General features: G+C 68.4%; 15 protein-coding genes. 4 read left to right on the top strand and 11 right to left on the bottom strand.

What is annotated here, in order from left to right; translation table 11 throughout:
- Window positions 1-578 precede the first annotated feature (578 nt).
- A complete protein-coding gene (locus U5809_RS08775) occupies window positions 579-1,706 on the top strand; it encodes a transglycosylase SLT domain-containing protein (RefSeq protein ID WP_322086180.1) in 1,128 nt (375 codons plus the stop codon).
- A gap of 109 nt (window positions 1,707-1,815) precedes the next feature.
- On the opposite strand, the gene U5809_RS08770 is transcribed toward U5809_RS08775, so the two are convergent.
- The 5 genes from U5809_RS08770 to U5809_RS08750 form a co-directional block, all read right to left on the bottom strand.
- Complete coding sequence (locus U5809_RS08770) at window positions 1,816-3,012, bottom strand: pyridoxal phosphate-dependent aminotransferase (protein ID WP_322086179.1); 1,197 nt, start codon at window positions 3,010-3,012, stop codon at window positions 1,816-1,818.
- Between the two features lie 70 nt (window positions 3,013-3,082).
- Window positions 3,083-3,520: a transcription antitermination factor NusB gene (nusB, locus tag U5809_RS08765; RefSeq protein ID WP_322086178.1), complete on the bottom strand. Its 438-nt coding sequence runs from the start codon at window positions 3,518-3,520 to the stop codon at window positions 3,083-3,085.
- Window positions 3,517-4,035, bottom strand: a complete 519-nt coding sequence (ribH, locus tag U5809_RS08760; protein WP_011351235.1) for a 6,7-dimethyl-8-ribityllumazine synthase — start codon at window positions 4,033-4,035, stop codon at window positions 3,517-3,519. The genes nusB and ribH overlap by 4 nt, the downstream gene beginning before the upstream one ends.
- 53 nt (window positions 4,036-4,088) lie before the next feature.
- Window positions 4,089-5,231 (bottom strand): bifunctional 3,4-dihydroxy-2-butanone-4-phosphate synthase/GTP cyclohydrolase II, encoded by a 1,143-nt coding sequence (ribBA, locus tag U5809_RS08755; RefSeq protein ID WP_282506924.1) that lies wholly within the window; start codon window positions 5,229-5,231, stop codon window positions 4,089-4,091.
- Between the two features lie 193 nt (window positions 5,232-5,424).
- Window positions 5,425-5,943, bottom strand: coding sequence for a DUF1993 domain-containing protein (locus U5809_RS08750; RefSeq protein WP_322086177.1), 519 nt, complete (start codon window positions 5,941-5,943; stop codon window positions 5,425-5,427).
- Between the two features lie 265 nt (window positions 5,944-6,208).
- On the opposite strand from U5809_RS08750, the gene U5809_RS08745 reads away from it, so the two are divergent.
- Both U5809_RS08745 and U5809_RS08740 read left to right on the top strand, forming a co-directional pair.
- Window positions 6,209-6,811: an O-methyltransferase gene (locus tag U5809_RS08745; protein WP_322086176.1), complete on the top strand. Its 603-nt coding sequence runs from the start codon at window positions 6,209-6,211 to the stop codon at window positions 6,809-6,811.
- Window positions 6,808-7,491 (top strand): GntR family transcriptional regulator, encoded by a 684-nt coding sequence (locus tag U5809_RS08740; RefSeq protein ID WP_322086175.1) that lies wholly within the window; start codon window positions 6,808-6,810, stop codon window positions 7,489-7,491. Before U5809_RS08745 ends, U5809_RS08740 begins: the two co-directional genes overlap by 4 nt.
- A gap of 109 nt (window positions 7,492-7,600) precedes the next feature.
- Here the strand turns inward: U5809_RS08740 and U5809_RS08735 are convergent, their stop codons facing one another.
- The 4 genes from U5809_RS08735 to U5809_RS08720 all read right to left on the bottom strand — a co-directional run bounded on the left by U5809_RS08735 (window position 7,601) and on the right by U5809_RS08720 (window position 11,303).
- Window positions 7,601-8,230 carry a riboflavin synthase gene (locus tag U5809_RS08735; RefSeq protein ID WP_322086174.1) on the bottom strand — a complete coding sequence of 210 codons (630 nt, stop codon included), beginning with the start codon at window positions 8,228-8,230 and terminating at the stop codon, window positions 7,601-7,603.
- A gap of 14 nt (window positions 8,231-8,244) precedes the next feature.
- Window positions 8,245-9,366 (bottom strand): bifunctional diaminohydroxyphosphoribosylaminopyrimidine deaminase/5-amino-6-(5-phosphoribosylamino)uracil reductase RibD, encoded by a 1,122-nt coding sequence (gene ribD, locus U5809_RS08730; protein ID WP_322086173.1) that lies wholly within the window; start codon window positions 9,364-9,366, stop codon window positions 8,245-8,247.
- A 15-nt stretch (window positions 9,367-9,381) separates the two neighbouring features.
- Window positions 9,382-10,665 (bottom strand): glutamate-1-semialdehyde 2,1-aminomutase, encoded by a 1,284-nt coding sequence (gene hemL / locus U5809_RS08725; RefSeq protein WP_014897811.1) that lies wholly within the window; start codon window positions 10,663-10,665, stop codon window positions 9,382-9,384.
- Window positions 10,666-10,850: 185 nt separating this feature from the next.
- Window positions 10,851-11,303: a hypothetical protein gene (locus tag U5809_RS08720; protein WP_282506929.1), complete on the bottom strand. Its 453-nt coding sequence runs from the start codon at window positions 11,301-11,303 to the stop codon at window positions 10,851-10,853.
- Between the two features lie 224 nt (window positions 11,304-11,527).
- On the opposite strand from U5809_RS08720, the gene U5809_RS08715 reads away from it, so the two are divergent.
- Window positions 11,528-12,745: a Bcr/CflA family multidrug efflux MFS transporter gene (locus U5809_RS08715; RefSeq protein WP_176049333.1), complete on the top strand. Its 1,218-nt coding sequence runs from the start codon at window positions 11,528-11,530 to the stop codon at window positions 12,743-12,745.
- Between the two features lie 97 nt (window positions 12,746-12,842).
- Here the strand turns inward: U5809_RS08715 and U5809_RS08710 are convergent, their stop codons facing one another.
- Complete coding sequence (locus U5809_RS08710) at window positions 12,843-14,771, bottom strand: bifunctional transcriptional regulator/glucokinase (protein WP_282506930.1); 1,929 nt, start codon at window positions 14,769-14,771, stop codon at window positions 12,843-12,845.
- Entirely contained in the window at window positions 14,749-15,429 is a 681-nt protein-coding gene (gene pgl / locus U5809_RS08705; RefSeq protein WP_322086172.1) for a 6-phosphogluconolactonase, read from the bottom strand. The genes U5809_RS08710 and pgl overlap by 23 nt, the downstream gene beginning before the upstream one ends.
- Window positions 15,430-15,447: the final 18 nt, after the last annotated feature.

Below are 15,447 nucleotides of genomic sequence, written 5' to 3'. Positions count from 1 at the left end.
CCGTATGACGGGCAGCGATGGGTGGGCGCAGCGGCCGACTGCAGCCCCGAATCGACCGACGATTTTACCCGCGCCGCCGCACGACCGCCCGGCGGAGAAAAAAGTCCACCGCGCGCAAACCCCCTACGGCACGGGATTTGCGATCTGAAGAGCGATCGTAAATTACTTTTTGTTATGATTTTGAGGTTTTATAGTGTTGACGATCTATAAAACCCTGCTAGAATCCGCTCACATTGGCTGCAGGGTAAAAGGCTTCGAGCCGCCAATCACCGATCTTTGACGCAGCGCGTCACCGTCCGCCGAATCCTGCACGGCGTATCCGACGGCTTTAGTAGTAGTCCCAGCCAGCGCTACCAGACGCTGGTTTTTTGCGTGGGTGCCACCGCGTATGCCCGCCTCGCCCAGTGTGCGAAGGCGCCGGCCCTCTTACACCGTGGCCCCGAACGGTACTTATACCGTTTCCCCGATGTTTGTACGTCCCAACCAAGGCGTGCGGCATCGTGATTCCGCGGCGCGTTTTCTGTCTCGCCATCGAGCTGAGCGAGCCGCACGAGTCATGTTCATGGGAGATGATCTGAATGAACGCTTGGTTATCGTGGCGTCCCAATGAGCAGCATGCGCAGATCGTGCGCAACATGCTGCGTCGCGGGACGCGTGTCAGTCACCATCTATTCAGCGTTGTCGGCTGTTTCGCTGTCGCAATTGCGCTTGCACTGTGGCTGCTGCCAACCGTCCGCGGCACGCTCGCCGCGAAGCTGATGCCGGTCGTATCCGCGGCCGTGCAGGCCGGGCCAGCCCGCTTGCTGTCCGGTCATCCGCTGCCGAACTTCGCGCCTGCCGGCGCGCAGCCGCAGCAGGAAGAGACGCCTGAAACGGACGCGCTCGCGGTCGGCCTCGATGTCGCACCGGAAGCCGCCGCACCGGGCGCCCAGGCCGATGCGTCCGATCCGGCCCGCAACGGCCCGTCGCCGGTCGCACTGGCCAAGCTGATCCCGACCCAGCGGGTCGCGGCCGATGCGCGCGACGACCGTGCACTCGCGTCGAACCGCGAACAGGCGCTCGTCGCGACCTACCTGTCGCGCCGTTACCGCGTCGCACAGGAGCCGCTCGGCCAGCTCGTCAAGGCTGCGTTCCAGACCGGCCGCGACGTCGGCCTCGATCCGCTGCTGCTGCTGTCCGTGATGGCGATCGAGTCGGGCTTCAACCCGTACGCCGAAAGCGGCGTCGGTGCGAAGGGCCTGATGCAGGTCATGTCGAAGGTCCATTCCGACAAGTTCGAATACTTCGGCGGCACCGATACGGCGCTGCAGCCGCTCGCGAACCTGCAGGTCGGCGCGCTGGTGCTGAAGGACTGTATTGCGCGCGGCGGCTCGCTCGCGACCGGCTTGCGCATGTACAACGGCTCGACGAACCCCGAAGACAACGGCTACGGTTCGAAGGTGATGGCCGAGCGTGGTCGCCTGCGCGACGTCGCACGCGGCCGCAGCGTGCCGGTCAACGCACCGCAGGCACCGGCCCAGCCGGCGAAGCCGATCGTCACGGCTGCCGTGACGGCGGCGGCAGGCGGCGCGAAGCGCGTGCACGCGACGCTCGACAGCGCGACGTCGGCGAAGGCGGCCGCGCCGAAGGAAGCGTCGCCTCAGGATGACGCGAGCGTCGACACCGCGAAGCAGTCGCACGGCGATCGTTCGGAGCTCGGCGCGTAACGTCACGCGTTCCGCCCGGTACCAGCCGGCAGGCAATGAAAAAGGCACCCGATCCGGGTGCCTTTTCTTTTTGCGGCGCGTGAAACGGCCAGGGTGCGGGCCGTAGCAGTCAGTGCTGCCCGAACAGCGTCGCGAGCCGGTCGACCGCCTCTTCGAGCCGCGAGTAGGCCGTCGCATACGACAGGCGGATATAGTCGCGCGGCGCATGTACGCCGAAGTCCATGCCGGGCACCAGCACGACGCCGGCGTCGTGCAGCATCGCCTGCGTGAGCGCGGCGCTGTCGCCGGCTGCCGGATGGGCGACGCCGCCGCAATGCGCATACACATAGAACGCACCGTCCGGCATCACGGGCACCGTGAAGCCGAGCCGTTCGAGTGCCGGCGCGATGAAATCGCGGCGGCGCTTGAATTCGAGCCGGCGCGCTTCGTAGAGGTCGAGTGTGGCCGGCTCGAAGCACGCGAGCGCTGCGTGCTGCGCGAGCGCGGACGGGCAGATGAACAGGTTCTGCGACAGTTTCTCGAACGTGCCGACCAGCGCGGGCGGCACGACGAGCCAGCCGAGCCGCCAGCCCGTCATGCTGAAATACTTCGAGAAGCTGTTCACGGTGATCACGTCGTCGCCGAACGACAGTGCCGACACGGGCGCCGCGTCGTAGCTGAGCCCCTGGTAGATCTCGTCGACGATCGTGAAGCCGCCGCGGGCGCGCACGGCTTCGGCGATCCGCTTCAGTTCGTCCGGTTCGAGCGACGTGCCGGTCGGGTTCGACGGCGACGCGAGCAGCACGCCGCGCGTGCGGTCGCCCCAGTGCGTGCGGACGTCGTCCTCGGTGAGCTGGAAGCGCGCGTCCGGGCCGCTCGGCACGAGCACCGCGCGGCCTTCGGCCGCCGCGACGAAATGCCGGTTGCACGGATATGACGGGTCGGGCATCAGCACTTCGTCGTCACGGCCGACGAGCGCGAGGCACGCGAGCAGCAGCGCGGCCGACGCGCCGGCCGTCACGACGATCCGCTCCGGGCTGATCGTGAGGCCGTACGCACGCGCATAGTGCGCGGCGATCGCCTCGCGTAGCGGCGCAATGCCGAGCGCGCTCGTGTACTGCGTGACGCCACGGCGCAGCGCGGCCGCGGCAGCTTCGACGACAGGCTCCGGTGCGGTGAAATCCGGCTCGCCGATGCCCATGTGGATAACATCGCGCCCGAGGGACTCGAGCCGCTGTGCCTCCTTCATCAATTCCATCACATGGAAGGGCTGGATCGCGTCGACGCGTGCGGCGAGCGTGACGAGCGAATCGGCGGTGGTATTCATCGGCGGGCAGGGCGGGGGAGAGGAAGAATGAAAAACGGGCGCTTGCGCGCCCGTGGACCGGCAAACGGCGTCAGCTGTTGCGGCGCGCCTGCGTTTCGGCGGGGCGCAGCTTCGCGGCGAGCTTGTCGAGCACGCCGTTCACGTACTTGTAGCCGTCGGAGCCGCCGAACGTCTTCGCGAGTTCGACCGCTTCGTTGATGATCACGCGGTACGGCGTTTCGACATGGTGCGTGAGCTCGAACGTCGCGATCAGCAGCACCGCGCGTTCGACCGGCGACAGCTGCTCGATCGGACGGTCCAGCGACGGCGTCAGCGCTTCGACGAGCGTGACGTGCTCGCGGATCACGCCGTGCAGGATCGCGTCGAGCAGCTCCTTGTCAGCCTTGTCGTAACCGAGCGCGCCGCGCAGTTGCGCGTCGATCTCACCGGAGGACGCGTTCGACAGCAGCCACTGATAGAGGCCTTGCGTCGCCAGCTCGCGCGATTGTCGGCGGGCGCTCTTCTTCATGCGCGCTCCTCTTCGTCGTCTTCGTCTTCCTCTTCGTCCTCGTCGTCATCGCCGAGCTGGTCGAGGGCCATCGTCAGGTTGGCCATTTCGACGGCGACGCGTGCGGCGTCACGACCCTTTTCGGTCATGCGCGCGACGGCCTGCTCGTCGTTTTCGGTCGTCAGGACCGCGTTCGCGATCGGCAGGTTGAAGTCGAGGCCGATGCGGGTGATGCCCGCGCCGCTCTCGTTCGACACGAGTTCAAAGTGGTAGGTCTCGCCGCGGATCACCGCGCCGAGTGCGATCAGCGCGTCGAACTGGCCGCTTTCCGCGAGCTTCTGCAGCGCGAGCGGGATTTCCAGCGCGCCGGGTACCGACACGAGCAGCACGTCTTCACCGGTGACGCCCAGGCGTTCCAGTTCTTCGACGCACGCGTCGGCGAGGCCGTTGCACACGGGCTCGTTGAAGCGCGATTGCACGATGCCGATACGCAGGCCGTCGCCTTCGAGATTCGGTTGGTATTGTCCGATTTCCATGATCTTGTCCGTGGTGTGGATGAACGGTTATAGGGCGAAAGCGTCGTGGCGGGTTACGCGTTGGACGCCGGGCAGGACTTGGCTTCGCCGCCGGGCATCGGAATGAAGCCCGTGACTTCGAGGCCGTAGCCGGACATGCTGCCCAGCTTGCGCGGATTCGACAGCACCTGCATCTTGCCGACGCCGACATCGCGCAGGATCTGCGCGCCGATGCCGAACGTCTTGAAATCGACCGGCCGGCGCTTGAGCGCAGCAGCCTTTTCTTCCTCGTCGAACGCCTTGAAGACGTCGATCAGGTGTTCCTTCGTGTCGCCGCAGTTGAGCAGCACGATCACGCCGAGGTCGCGCTCCGCGATCTCGCGCATGGCGGCGTCGAGCGTCCACGAGTGCGTCGACACACCCGTTTCGAGCAGGTCGAGCACCGACAGCGGCTCGTGCACGCGCACCGGCGTATCGAGGTCGGGCGACGGCGCGCCGCGCACCAGCGCGATGTGCGGCGAGCCGCTCGGCTGGTCGCGGTACAGCACCGCGCGGAACGTGCCGTGCGCGGTCTGCATCGAGCGCTCGGCGATCCGCTCGATGATCGATTCGGTGCGGCTGCGGTACTGGATCAGGTCGGCGATCGTGCCGATCTTCAGGTTGTGTTCCTTCGCGAATTCGATCAGATCCGGCAGGCGCGCCATCGTGCCGTCGTCCTTGATGATCTCGCAGATCACCGCGGCCGGCGTGAGGCCCGCGAGCGCGGTGAAGTCGCAGCCGGCTTCGGTGTGGCCCGCACGCACGAGCACGCCGCCCGGTTGCGCCATGATCGGGAACACGTGGCCCGGCTGCACGATGTGCTCGGGGCGCACGTCGTGCGCGACCGCCGTGGCGATCGTGTGCGCACGGTCGGCGGCCGAGATGCCGGTCGTCACGCCTTCGGCCGCTTCGATGCTGACCGTGAACGCGGTGCCGTACTGCGTGCCGTTGCGGTAGGTCATCAGCGGCAGGTGCAGCTGCTTGCAGCGTTCCTGCGTCAACGTCAGACAAACCAGGCCGCGGCCGTACTTGGCCATGAAGTTGATCGCTTCCGGCGTGACGAATTCGGCGGCGATCACGAGGTCGCCCTCGTTTTCGCGGTCTTCTTCGTCGACCAGGATCACCATCCGGCCGGCTTTCAGCTCGGCGATGATGTCGAGCGTGGAGGCGAGCGTCATAAGGGGGGCGAGAAAGAGGAAAGTGCGTATTTTACGCCAGCCGGACGGTGTTTCGGCCGGCATGGGCCGCGCGCGTCGGGCAAGCGCTCCGGAAAGCGTCGCGGACGGCCCGCGCGGCAGGCCCGACGGGCCGCCGCGCGTGGCCGGCACGCGGGTGCGGAAGGTTGTGGGCCGGGCCGAACCCGGCCGCGCATCAAGCTTGCTGGTCGCGCCCGCCGAGGTAGTCGAGCTTGCCGAGCTCGACGCCGCTGTGGCGCAGGATGTCGTAGGCGGTCGTCACGTGGAAGAAGAAATTGGGCAGCACGAAGTTCAGCAGGTACGACTGGCCGGTGAACTCGATCGGGCCGACACGCATCTTCAGCACGATCTGGCGCGCCTCGCTGCCGTCGATCTGTGCGGCGTCGAAGCCTTTCAGGTAGTCGATCGTCTTCTGGATGCGTGCGTGCAGTTCGTCGAAGGTCTGCTCGACGTCGGGAAAGCTCGGGATTTCGGCATCGGCGAGCCGCGCCGCGCAGCCCTTCGCCGTATCGGTCGCGATGTAGACCTGGCGCACGAGCGGCAGCATGTCCGGGTAGAGGCGTGCACCGGTGAACACCGACGGATCGATCTGTTTCTCGGCCGCGTGCGCCTGCGCCTTGCCGAGGATGTGCTGCAGGTTGGTCAGGCCGCGGATCAGGACAGGCAGCGAAGCCTGGTACATCGAGATGGACATGGGAACGACTCCTGTGGGAAGAGGGGCGGCCGGTGCGCGGCGCGTCGTGCGTGGCGGCGTTGAAACCGCTGTTGACGCATCTTAGCGCGACGGCATGACCCGTGCGCGTCGTTGGCCATTCGGCCGGGAATCGCCAGGGCAAACGACCGCCGGCCGCACCGGAGCGGTTTCAGTCACGCTGGAATGGCGGCCCTCACGGGCACCGGGCATCGATCCGAAAATCGTCGTATCATGAAACATGAAATATGAAATAACGGAGACCCGCATGATCGAACTCGACAGCGCCGCATCGGCCGTCCTTGCCCGGCTGGCGTCCTTCGGCCAGGAAAACGACGCGCAGATGGCCGAGCGCAACCGCAAGATGCTCAACCTCGAGCCGTCCACGGCCGAACTGCTGTACCTGCTCGTCACCGGCGCGCGGCGCCGGCGCGTGCTCGAGATCGGCACGTCCAACGGCTACAGTGCGATCTGGCTCGCGCATGCGCTACGCGAAACGGACGGGCAGCCGCTCGTCACCGTCGAGTATTCGCCGGAGAAAGCCGGGCAGGCGAGGGCCAACCTGCGCGCGGCGTCGCTGCAGGACTGGGCGCAGGTGATCGAAGGCGATGCGACGCAGGTCTGCGCGGCCGTGACGGGCCCGTTCGACTGCGTGTTCTTCGACGCCGATCGCGTGAGCGCGCCGCTGCAACTGGCGCACCTGCTGCCGAAGCTGACCGCCGACGCGTTGCTGGTCGCGGACAACGCGCTGTCCCATCCGGACGAGATCGCCGGCTATCTCGCCGCGGTCGACGTCACGCGCGCGTTCGACACGACGATCGTGCCGGTCGGCAAGGGGCTCCACATCGCACGTCGCCGGCGGCCGGCATGACGCGCGCCACGCTCGAACGCTCGACACTGGGGCGCGACGCCTACGGGGCGATCCGGGAGATGCTGGTCGACGAAGCGCGCTTCGCGGCGGGCGAGAAGATCAGCATCGAGGCGCTGTCGCGCGATCTCGGCATCAGCCGCTCGCCCGTGTGGGCGGCGGTTTCGCGTCTGGAGGCCGAGGGGCTGCTGCAGGTCGTCCCGCGCCAGGGCGTGTTCGTGATCGCGTTCGACCGCGCGCGGATCGTGGCCATCTTCGAGGCGCGGGAAGCGCTCGAGGGCATGGCCGCGCGCCTGGCGGTGCAGCGCATGACGCCCGAAGATCACGCCATGCTGGACGAAGCGCTGGTGCGGCAGGCGCATGCGGTCGACGTGCGCGACGGCGACGCATACCGCATCGCCAACCTCGATTTCCACCACGGGTTGCTCGCCACCGCGCGCAACGTGACGATCGAGACGTCGCTCAGGGCGCTGTACGCACAGGTGCAGACGATGTGTGCGGGCGGCGCGAGCCCGATGGACGACTGGGCGCGACTGGGCGGGAATGTCGCCGAACACCGGCAGGTGTTCGACATGATCGCGAAGCGCGATGCGGATGCCGCCGAGCGTGCGGCGCGCGAGCATGTGCGGCAACTGCTCGACACGATACTGGCGCGAGCGGGTGGGGAAGGCGCGGATGCCTGATTGCCGGCGGCATGCCGGTGGGTGATGCCGGGCAGGATGAAAAAAAGCGGCGGCTGTCGATACCCGGATATCGGGCCGTCAGCCGCCGCTTCGAGGATTGCCGCCGCGATCAGTCCTGATGCGCGCCCTGCGACGACGACAGCATCCGTTCGACATAGCGCGCGATCATGTCGACCTCGAGGTTGACCTTGTCACCGGCCTTCACATGGCGCAGCGTCGTGACCTCGACCGTATGCGGAATCAGGTTGATCGAGAATTCGCAGCCGTCCGCGCAATCGTCGATCGTGTTGACGGTCAGGCTCACGCCGTTGACCGTGATCGACCCCTTGTACGCGAGATAGCGGCCGAGCTCGCGCGGCGCGACGATGCGCAGTTCGTGCGATTCGCCGACCGGCGCGAAGCGCGACACGGTGCCGAGGCCGTCGACGTGGCCCGACACGATGTGCCCGCCAAGCCGGTCGTGCGCGCGCAGCGCCTTCTCGAGGTTCACTTCGCCGGGTTGGGCGAGGCCGACCGTACGGTTCAGGCTTTCGCGCGACACGTCGACATCGAACGCGGTGTCGCGCTTGTCGATCACCGTCATGCACGCGCCCTGGATCGCGATGCTGTCGCCCGGTGCGACATCGGCGAGATCGAGCCCGCCGGCCTGCACGGTCAGGCGCACGCCCGCGTCGGCCGACGCGCCGAGCGGATCGATCGATTCGATGCGGCCGACGGCCGCGACAATTCCGGTGAACATCGTGACGATTCCGTTCAGTGAGGCGTATCGGGCGGTGCGAAACGCGCGAGGATCCGCAGGTCGTCGCCGATCCGCTCGACCCCGTGGAACGACAGTCGCGTGCGGGCCTCGAGATTGGCCGGCGCGGCGAGGTCGAACATGCCGGCCGCATCGGCGCCCAGCAGGCTCGGCGCGAGATAGACGAGCAATTCGTCGACGCACTGTTCGCGCAGCAGCGAGCCGTTCAGCTTGTGGCCGGCCTCGACGTGCAATTCGTTGACGCCGCGCGCGCCGAGCGCCGCCAGCATCGCGGGCAGGTCGACCTTGCCGTGCGCATTCGCGAGCGGCACGATTTCCGCGCCGCGCGACTTCAGCACGTTCGCCCGCATTTCACCGCCGGCGTCGAGTCGTCCGCAGAAGATCAGCAGCGGGGCGCCCTCGAGCAGCCGCGCGTCGAGCGGCAGGTCGAGACGGCTGTCCACCAGGATGCGTTGCGGCTGGCGCGGCGTGTCGATGCCGCGCACGGTCAGCAGCGGATTGTCCTCGCGCACGGTGCCGATGCCGGTCAGGATCGCGCAGGCGCGCGCACGCCAGGCGTGCCCGTCGAGGCGCGCGGCCTCGCCGGTGATCCACTGGCTTTCGCCGGACGGCAGCGCGGTGCGGCCGTCGAGCGACGCGGCGGCCTTCATCCGCACCCACGGGCGGCCGCGCGTCATCCGCGACACGAAACCGATGTTCAGCTCACCGGCTTCATGCGCGAGCAGCCCGCAGCGCACGTCGATGCCCGCGTCGCGCAGCATCCCGAGGCCGCGCCCCGACACCTGCGGGTTCGGGTCTTCCATCGCGGCGACGACCTTCGCGACGCGCGCTTCGATCAGCGCGTTCGCGCACGGCGGCGTGCGGCCGAAATGGCTGCACGGTTCGAGCGTCACGTAGACGGTCGAACCCGCGACGTCGTAGCCGCGCGAGCGTGCATCCTTCAGCGCCTGCACTTCCGCGTGATCCTGGCCGGCCGGCTGCGTGAAGCCTTCGCCGATCACGTCGCCGTCCTTGACGATCACGCAGCCGACGCGCGGATTCGGCGCGGTCGTGTACATGCCGCGCGCGGCGAGCGCGAGCGCGCGTTGCATGTGGGCGAAATCGATATCCGAGAACATGCGCGCGGCCCCGGGTCAGGCAGCGAGTGCCGCGAAGGCGCGGCGTGCGGCCGCGAGCGTCGCGTCGATCACCGCGTCGTCGTGCGTGCTCGACACGAAACCGGCCTCGTAGGCCGACGGTGCGAAGTACACGCCTTCGTCGAGCATCAGGTGGAAGAAGCGGTTGAAGCGCTCGGTGTCGCTCTTCGTGACTTCCGCGAAGCTGGTCGGCACGCGCTCGGCGAAATACAGGCCGAACATCGCGCCGATCGAGTCGGCCGCGAACGGCACGCCGGCCGCGCGGGCTTCGGCCGCGAGGCCGTCGGCGAGCCGCTTCGTCTGCGCGGTGAGTGCGTCGTAGAAGCCCGGCGCCTGGATCAGTTGCAGCGTCTTCAGGCCGGCCGCGACCGCGATCGGGTTGCCCGACAGCGTGCCGGCCTGGTAGACGCCGCCGAGCGGCGCGAGGTGGGCCATGATGTCGCGGCGGCCGCCGAACGCGGCGGCCGGCATCCCGCCGCCGATCACCTTGCCGAGGCAGGTGAGGTCGGCCGTGATCCCGTAGTACGCCTGTGCGCCGCCGAGCGCGACGCGGAAACCGCACATCACCTCGTCGAAGATCAGCACGGCGCCGTGCTTCGTGCACAGCGCGCGCAGCGCGTTCAGGAATTCCGGCGTGCCGCGCACGAGGTTCATGTTGCCCGCGACGGGCTCGACGATCACCGCGGCGATCTCGTCGCCGAACGCGCCGAACGCTTCCTCGAGCGCTGCGACGTTGTTGTATTCGAGGACGGTCGTGTGCTTCGCGATGTCGGCGGGCACGCCGGCCGACGTGGGGTTGCCGAACGTCAGCAGGCCCGAGCCGGCCTTGACCAGCAGGCTGTCCGCGTGGCCGTGGTAGCAGCCCTCGAACTTGACGATGCGGCTGCGGCCCGTGAAGCCGCGCGCGAGGCGCAGCGCGCTCATCGTGGCCTCGGTGCCGCTCGACACCATTCGCACCTGCTCGATCGACGGCACGAGCTTGCAGATTTCCTCGGCGATCTCGATCTCGGCTTCGGTCGGCGCGCCGAACGAGAAGCCGTCGGCGAGCACGTTCTGCACGGCCGACAGGACTTCCGGATGAACGTGGCCGACGATCATCGGGCCCCACGAGCCGATGTAGTCGATGTACTGCTTGCCGTCGGCATCCCAGAAATACGGGCCTTGCGCGCGTGCGACGAAGCGCGGCGTGCCGCCGACCGAACGGAATGCGCGCACCGGCGAGTTGACGCCGCCGGGAATGGTCTTCTGGGCGCGTTCGAAGAGGATCTGATTGTTGGACATGAGCGAAACCTGCGAGAGAAGGGCGCGGGGGCCTGTGCACGGGCCGCGGCGCCTGGGCGGAACGATCGTCTGATTGTACCGGAGACGCGCACGGCGGGCCCGCCAGCGCTTGTGCGGCCTTTCGGCGCGCGGGGAGCGGCACGGGCCGGAAACGGGGGCCGGATTCGGTCCGGCACCCGGCCCGGCTAGCGCGGCGGCTTGCGCTTGCCGGTCAGTTCGGCCCAGCGTTTCTCGAGCGGACCTTCGACCATCGGCTTGATCGACGTGCCGGACGTCTGCGCGTCCCAGGTCTGCACCGAGTACGGGTGGACGCGCAGCGCGTCGCGCGCGATCACGACGTCCTGGTGCGCGTCGACCAGCCAGTCGTAGACGAAGTCGATGCACAACCGGTAGCCGCGCTTCGTCGACGGATCGGGCACCTCGTACGGCGCACGCGTCACGTAGCCGGAGCCGAACACGCCTTTCGGCTCCTTCGCGACGCGGTGCAGGAACACGCGGTCGCCCGGCAGGATGCCGCGTGCGAAGCCGCAGCCCCACACGTCATGCACGGCCTCGCCGGCCTTCACGCGCGCGGCGACCTCGGGCAGCTCGGGCCACGGCCATTTCTTGGGGCTCCAGATCAGCAGGAAAGCGGTCATCGGTTCGGTCGTGCGTTCAAATGATCAGACAAGAGCGGCAAGCTTAATCGAATCCGCGTGCGATCCCGCACACGGGGGCTTGCCGGCCCGCCATCGTACGCGGCCGACGGCACGCAAAAAAGTTGCGCGTACAATCATGGGCCTGAACGCGTCGCTTGCGGCGCGGCCTCCCGTCTTCACCGCCACGCGCGCCGCGATGCGCGCGGGCTCCACTCCGGATACCCATGTCTCACGTCGTCCGCCGCCGGCCCGATGCCCGGCTGATCCTGTTGCTCGGCGCGCTCGCGGCCTGCGGGCCGATCGCCACCGACATGTACCTGCCGAGCCTGCCGTCGATCGCCGACGGCTTCTCCGTCAGCCCCGGCGCCGCGCAGCGCACGCTGACGAGCTTCATGGCCGGCTTCTCGGTCGGCATGCTGCTGTACGGCCCGCTGTCCGATACGTGGGGCCGTCGTCCCGTGCTGCTCGGCGGCATCGCGCTGTTCACGCTCGCGAGCATCGGCTGCTTCGTGTCAGGCTCGATCGACATGCTGATCGTCGTGCGCTTCCTGCAGGCGCTCGGCGCCGGCGCCGCATCGGTGCTCGCGCGGGCGATCGCGCGCGACGCGCACGAGCCGAGCGACGCGGCGAAGGTGCTGTCGATGGTCGCGATCGTCACCGCGGTCGGGCCGTTGCTCGCGCCCCTGATCGGCGGCCAGATCCTGCGCTTCTCGGGCTGGCGCGGCGTGTTCGTCGTGCTAGCCGTGTTCGGCGCGATCTGCGCGGCGACTGCCTACCTGCGCGTGCCCGAAACCTGGCCCAAGGAGCGACGCAAGAGCACGGCCGTGCTCGCGTCGTTCGCGTCGTACGGACGCATCCTGTCGGATCCCGTCGCGTGGGGGCACATGCTGTGCGGCGGGATGGCGTTCGCGGCGATGTTCTCGTACATCACCGCGACGCCGTTCGTGTACATCGAGTATTTCCACGTATCGCCGCAACACTACGGGCTGCTGTTCGGCCTGAACGTCGTCGGGATCATGATCGGCAACTTCGCGAACACGCGCCTCGTCGGCCGCATCGGCTCGCTGCGCATCATCGCGGCCGCATCGCTCGTGAGCGCCATCGCGTCGCTCGCGGTCGCGCTCGTCGCGCTGACTGGGTGGGGCGGACTGTGGTCGATCGTCGTGTGCCTGTTCTTCGTCGTCGGCGTGGTCGGGATCCTGTCCGCGAACTGCACGACCGACCTCATGCACCGCTATCCGCACAACGCGGGCGCGTCGGCGGCCGTGTTCGGTGCGATGCAGCTCGCGCTCGGCGCGCTCGCGAGCGTCGCGATCGGCGCACTCGCGGACGGCACGCCGTTCGCGATGGGCGTGACGATCGGCGTGTCGGGCGTGCTGTGTTTCGCCGGACGCTACCTCGTGCTGCGCTGGCATGGCCGGCCGGTGAAAGCGGGCGCGTGACACGGCAGCCGCGCCGCACAATGAAAAACGCCACCGGCGCATCGCGCGGTGGCGTTTTTCTTTGGGACGCAGGGAGCGGCTGGCGCCGCGCCGCGTCTCAATCCCGCGCGACGTCCTTCGCCGCCGGCGACGCGCCGTGGCTCAGCCAGTCGAGAACGTCGGCCGTTTCGTCGTCGCTCGCGCGCGCCTTCGCCTGCGCGACGGCCTCGGGCACCTCGCCGTTGGTCGACGCGCGACGGATCGCGACGCCGACCGCGAGGATGTCGATCATCAGCAGATGCAGGATCCGCGAGATCATCGACAACTGCGACTCGCGCATCTCGATGTGATCGGTCTCGAGCGCGACGGTCGCGCGCTTCGCGAGCGGCGTGTTGCTCGACGTGATCGCGATCACCTTGGCACCGGCCTGCATCGCGACGTCGAGCACGCGCAGCAGCTCGGGCGCGCGTCCCGACTTCGACACCGCGACGATCACGTCGCCCTTGCCGAGCAGCGCGGCCGACGCGGCCTGCATGTACAGGTCGCCGTATGCGATCGTCGGAATCCCGAAGCGGAAGAACTTGTAGTGCGCGTCCTGCGCGACGATGTTCGAATTGCCGAGCCCGTAGAACTCGATGCGCCGCGCGCCGTTCAGGATCTCGATCGCGTTCTCGACGTGCTCGAAATTCAGGTGCTCGCGCAACTGCAGGATCGCGGACACCGTGTTGTCGAGCACCTTCGCGCCGAAGTCGGTGGCCGTGTCGCCGAGATGCACCTGGCTGTGGCTCATCGGGATCGTGCCGGTGAGGCCGGTGGCGAGCTTCAGCTTGAAGTCCGACAGCCCCTGGCAGCCGAGCGAGCGGCAGAAGCGGATCACGGTCGGCTGGCTCACGTCGGCCTTGCGCGCGATGTCGACGATCGGATCGTTGATGATCGAGCGCGGATGGTTCAGCGCGAGATCGGCCACGCGGCGCTCGGCCGGCGTCAGCGCGTCGCGCATCTGGCGGATCCGCTCGAACACGGCCGACGACGCACCGCCCGAACGGTTCGACAGCTGCTCGGCGAGGATCGCCGATACGCCGAGGAACGCCGGGTATTCGGCGGTGATCAGGTAGGTCGGGATGTTCTCGAGGTAGTGCGTGAAGCGGCCCTTCGCCTCGAAGCGCGCGCGGAACGACGAGCGCGTGAACAGTTCACCGAGCTTCAGCGCGACGCCGCCGCCGATGTACACGCCGCCGAGCGCGCCGAGCGTCAGCGCGACGCTGCCCGCGAACGCGCCGAGAATCCCGCAGAAGCATTCGACCGTCTCGAGCGCGAGCGCATCGCCCGCATGCGCGCGCTCGACGATCTCGACCGTGTCGACGGTCGCGGCCACGCGCTTCTTGTCACGCGCGGCGAGCGCGCGATAGATGATCTCCATGCCGGGGCCCGCGCACACGCGTTCGAACGACACGTGCGGAAACTTCTTGCGCGCGTACTGCAGCACCAGATCCTCGCGCTCGTCCTGCGGCGCGAACGACGCGTGGCCGCCCTCGCTGCCGAGCGCGATCCAGCGGTCGTCGGCCGGAATCAGCCCCGACACGCCGAGCCCGGTGCCGGGCCCGAGCAGCCCGATCACGCTGTTCTGACGTCGCGCGCCGCCACCGACCTGCACGCGCTGCGCATCGGTCAGGCCAGGCAGCGCCATCGCGAGCGCGGTGAAATCGTTGACGACGAGCAGCGTGTCGAAGCCGAGCGCGCGGCGCGTCGCCTCGATCGAGAAGCTCCAGTCGTGGTTGGTCATCGTGACCTGGTCGCCGTCGACCGGATTGGCGATCGCGATCGCCGCGTGGTTCACGCGGCTGATCTTCACGTCCTTCAGGTACTTGCGGATCGCGTCGGTGATCGTCGGGTAATCGGCGCCGGGATACACGCGGATCTGCGTGATCTCGCCCGGGCCGGTTTCCAGCGCGAAGCGCGCGTTGGTGCCGCCGACATCCGCGAGCAGGCGCGGGCCGTCGGCATGCTGACTTGCGACGACCGCCTTACTTTGCGCACCAGTAGACATCGAGCTGGGTCCCCTTGTCGTTGGCCAGTTGGGAAATCGCGTTCTTCTGTAGCGACGCGGCCGCGGCGTCGAGCACGTCGCGTTTGCGGTCGCCCGCGATCAGCAGGAACAGCCGGTCGACGCGCTTCAGCGCATCGAGCGAATAGCTCACGCGCGCATGCGGCGCGGCGCCGGGATGCACGGCGACGAAACGCTCGGGCGTCGTGATCGCGTGGTCCCATTCGGGTGCGTCGGCGAAAATCGACGCGGTGTGGCCGTCCTCGCCCATGCCGAGCACGGCGACGGTCGGCACGCGGTAGTCGGCGTTCGCGTTCAGTGCGGCGACGTGCGCGTCGAGCGTGCTGCGCGTGTCGACGAGCGGCAGGAAGCGGGCAGGGGCCGCCGCGTGCTGCAGCAGCGTGTCGCGCACGAGTTGTGCGTTGCTGGCTGCGTCGTCGTCCGGCACCCAGCGGTCGTCGACCAGCGTCACGTCGACGCCGGCCCAGTCGAGCGCCGCGTGCGACAGCGTGTGCAGGAACGGGCGCGGGCTCGTGCCGCCGGACACCGCGAGCGTCGGGCGCGCGGGCCCGGCGAGCGCGGCGTGCAGCGCCTCGCCGACGGCGCGCGCGAGCGCTTCGCTTTGCGCTTCCTGGGTGTCGAAAGCGTGGATCTCGATCACATCTCCTCCGGACTGCTT

Origin of the sequence: Burkholderia sp. BCC1999, from assembly GCF_905339975.1 — a bacterium.
Taxonomy (GTDB): domain Bacteria; phylum Pseudomonadota; class Gammaproteobacteria; order Burkholderiales; family Burkholderiaceae; genus Burkholderia.
The sequence above is the reverse complement of the archived record's forward strand: the minus strand, read 5'-3'. Positions and strand labels throughout refer to the sequence as shown.

Bases quoted from the DNA above. Each gene is read 5' to 3' on its own strand.
- U5809_RS08775 (WP_322086180.1), top strand. From the start codon at position 579: ATGAACGCTTGGTTATCGTGGCGTCCCAATGAGCAGCATGCGCAGATC.
- U5809_RS08770 (WP_322086179.1), bottom strand. From the start codon at position 3,012: ATGAATACCACCGCCGATTCGCTCGTCACGCTCGCCGCACGCGTCGAC.
- nusB (WP_322086178.1), bottom strand. From the start codon at position 3,520: ATGAAGAAGAGCGCCCGCCGACAATCGCGCGAGCTGGCGACGCAAGGC.
- ribH (WP_011351235.1), bottom strand. From the start codon at position 4,035: ATGGAAATCGGACAATACCAACCGAATCTCGAAGGCGACGGCCTGCGT.
- ribBA (WP_282506924.1), bottom strand. From the start codon at position 5,231: ATGACGCTCGCCTCCACGCTCGACATCATCGCCGAGCTGAAAGCCGGC.
- U5809_RS08750 (WP_322086177.1), bottom strand. From the start codon at position 5,943: ATGTCCATCTCGATGTACCAGGCTTCGCTGCCTGTCCTGATCCGCGGC.
- U5809_RS08745 (WP_322086176.1), top strand. From the start codon at position 6,209: ATGATCGAACTCGACAGCGCCGCATCGGCCGTCCTTGCCCGGCTGGCG.
- U5809_RS08740 (WP_322086175.1), top strand. From the start codon at position 6,808: ATGACGCGCGCCACGCTCGAACGCTCGACACTGGGGCGCGACGCCTAC.
- U5809_RS08735 (WP_322086174.1), bottom strand. From the start codon at position 8,230: ATGTTCACCGGAATTGTCGCGGCCGTCGGCCGCATCGAATCGATCGAT.
- ribD (WP_322086173.1), bottom strand. From the start codon at position 9,366: ATGTTCTCGGATATCGATTTCGCCCACATGCAACGCGCGCTCGCGCTC.
- hemL (WP_014897811.1), bottom strand. From the start codon at position 10,665: ATGTCCAACAATCAGATCCTCTTCGAACGCGCCCAGAAGACCATTCCC.
- U5809_RS08720 (WP_282506929.1), bottom strand. From the start codon at position 11,303: ATGACCGCTTTCCTGCTGATCTGGAGCCCCAAGAAATGGCCGTGGCCC.
- U5809_RS08715 (WP_176049333.1), top strand. From the start codon at position 11,528: ATGTCTCACGTCGTCCGCCGCCGGCCCGATGCCCGGCTGATCCTGTTG.
- U5809_RS08710 (WP_282506930.1), bottom strand. From the start codon at position 14,771: ATGTCTACTGGTGCGCAAAGTAAGGCGGTCGTCGCAAGTCAGCATGCC.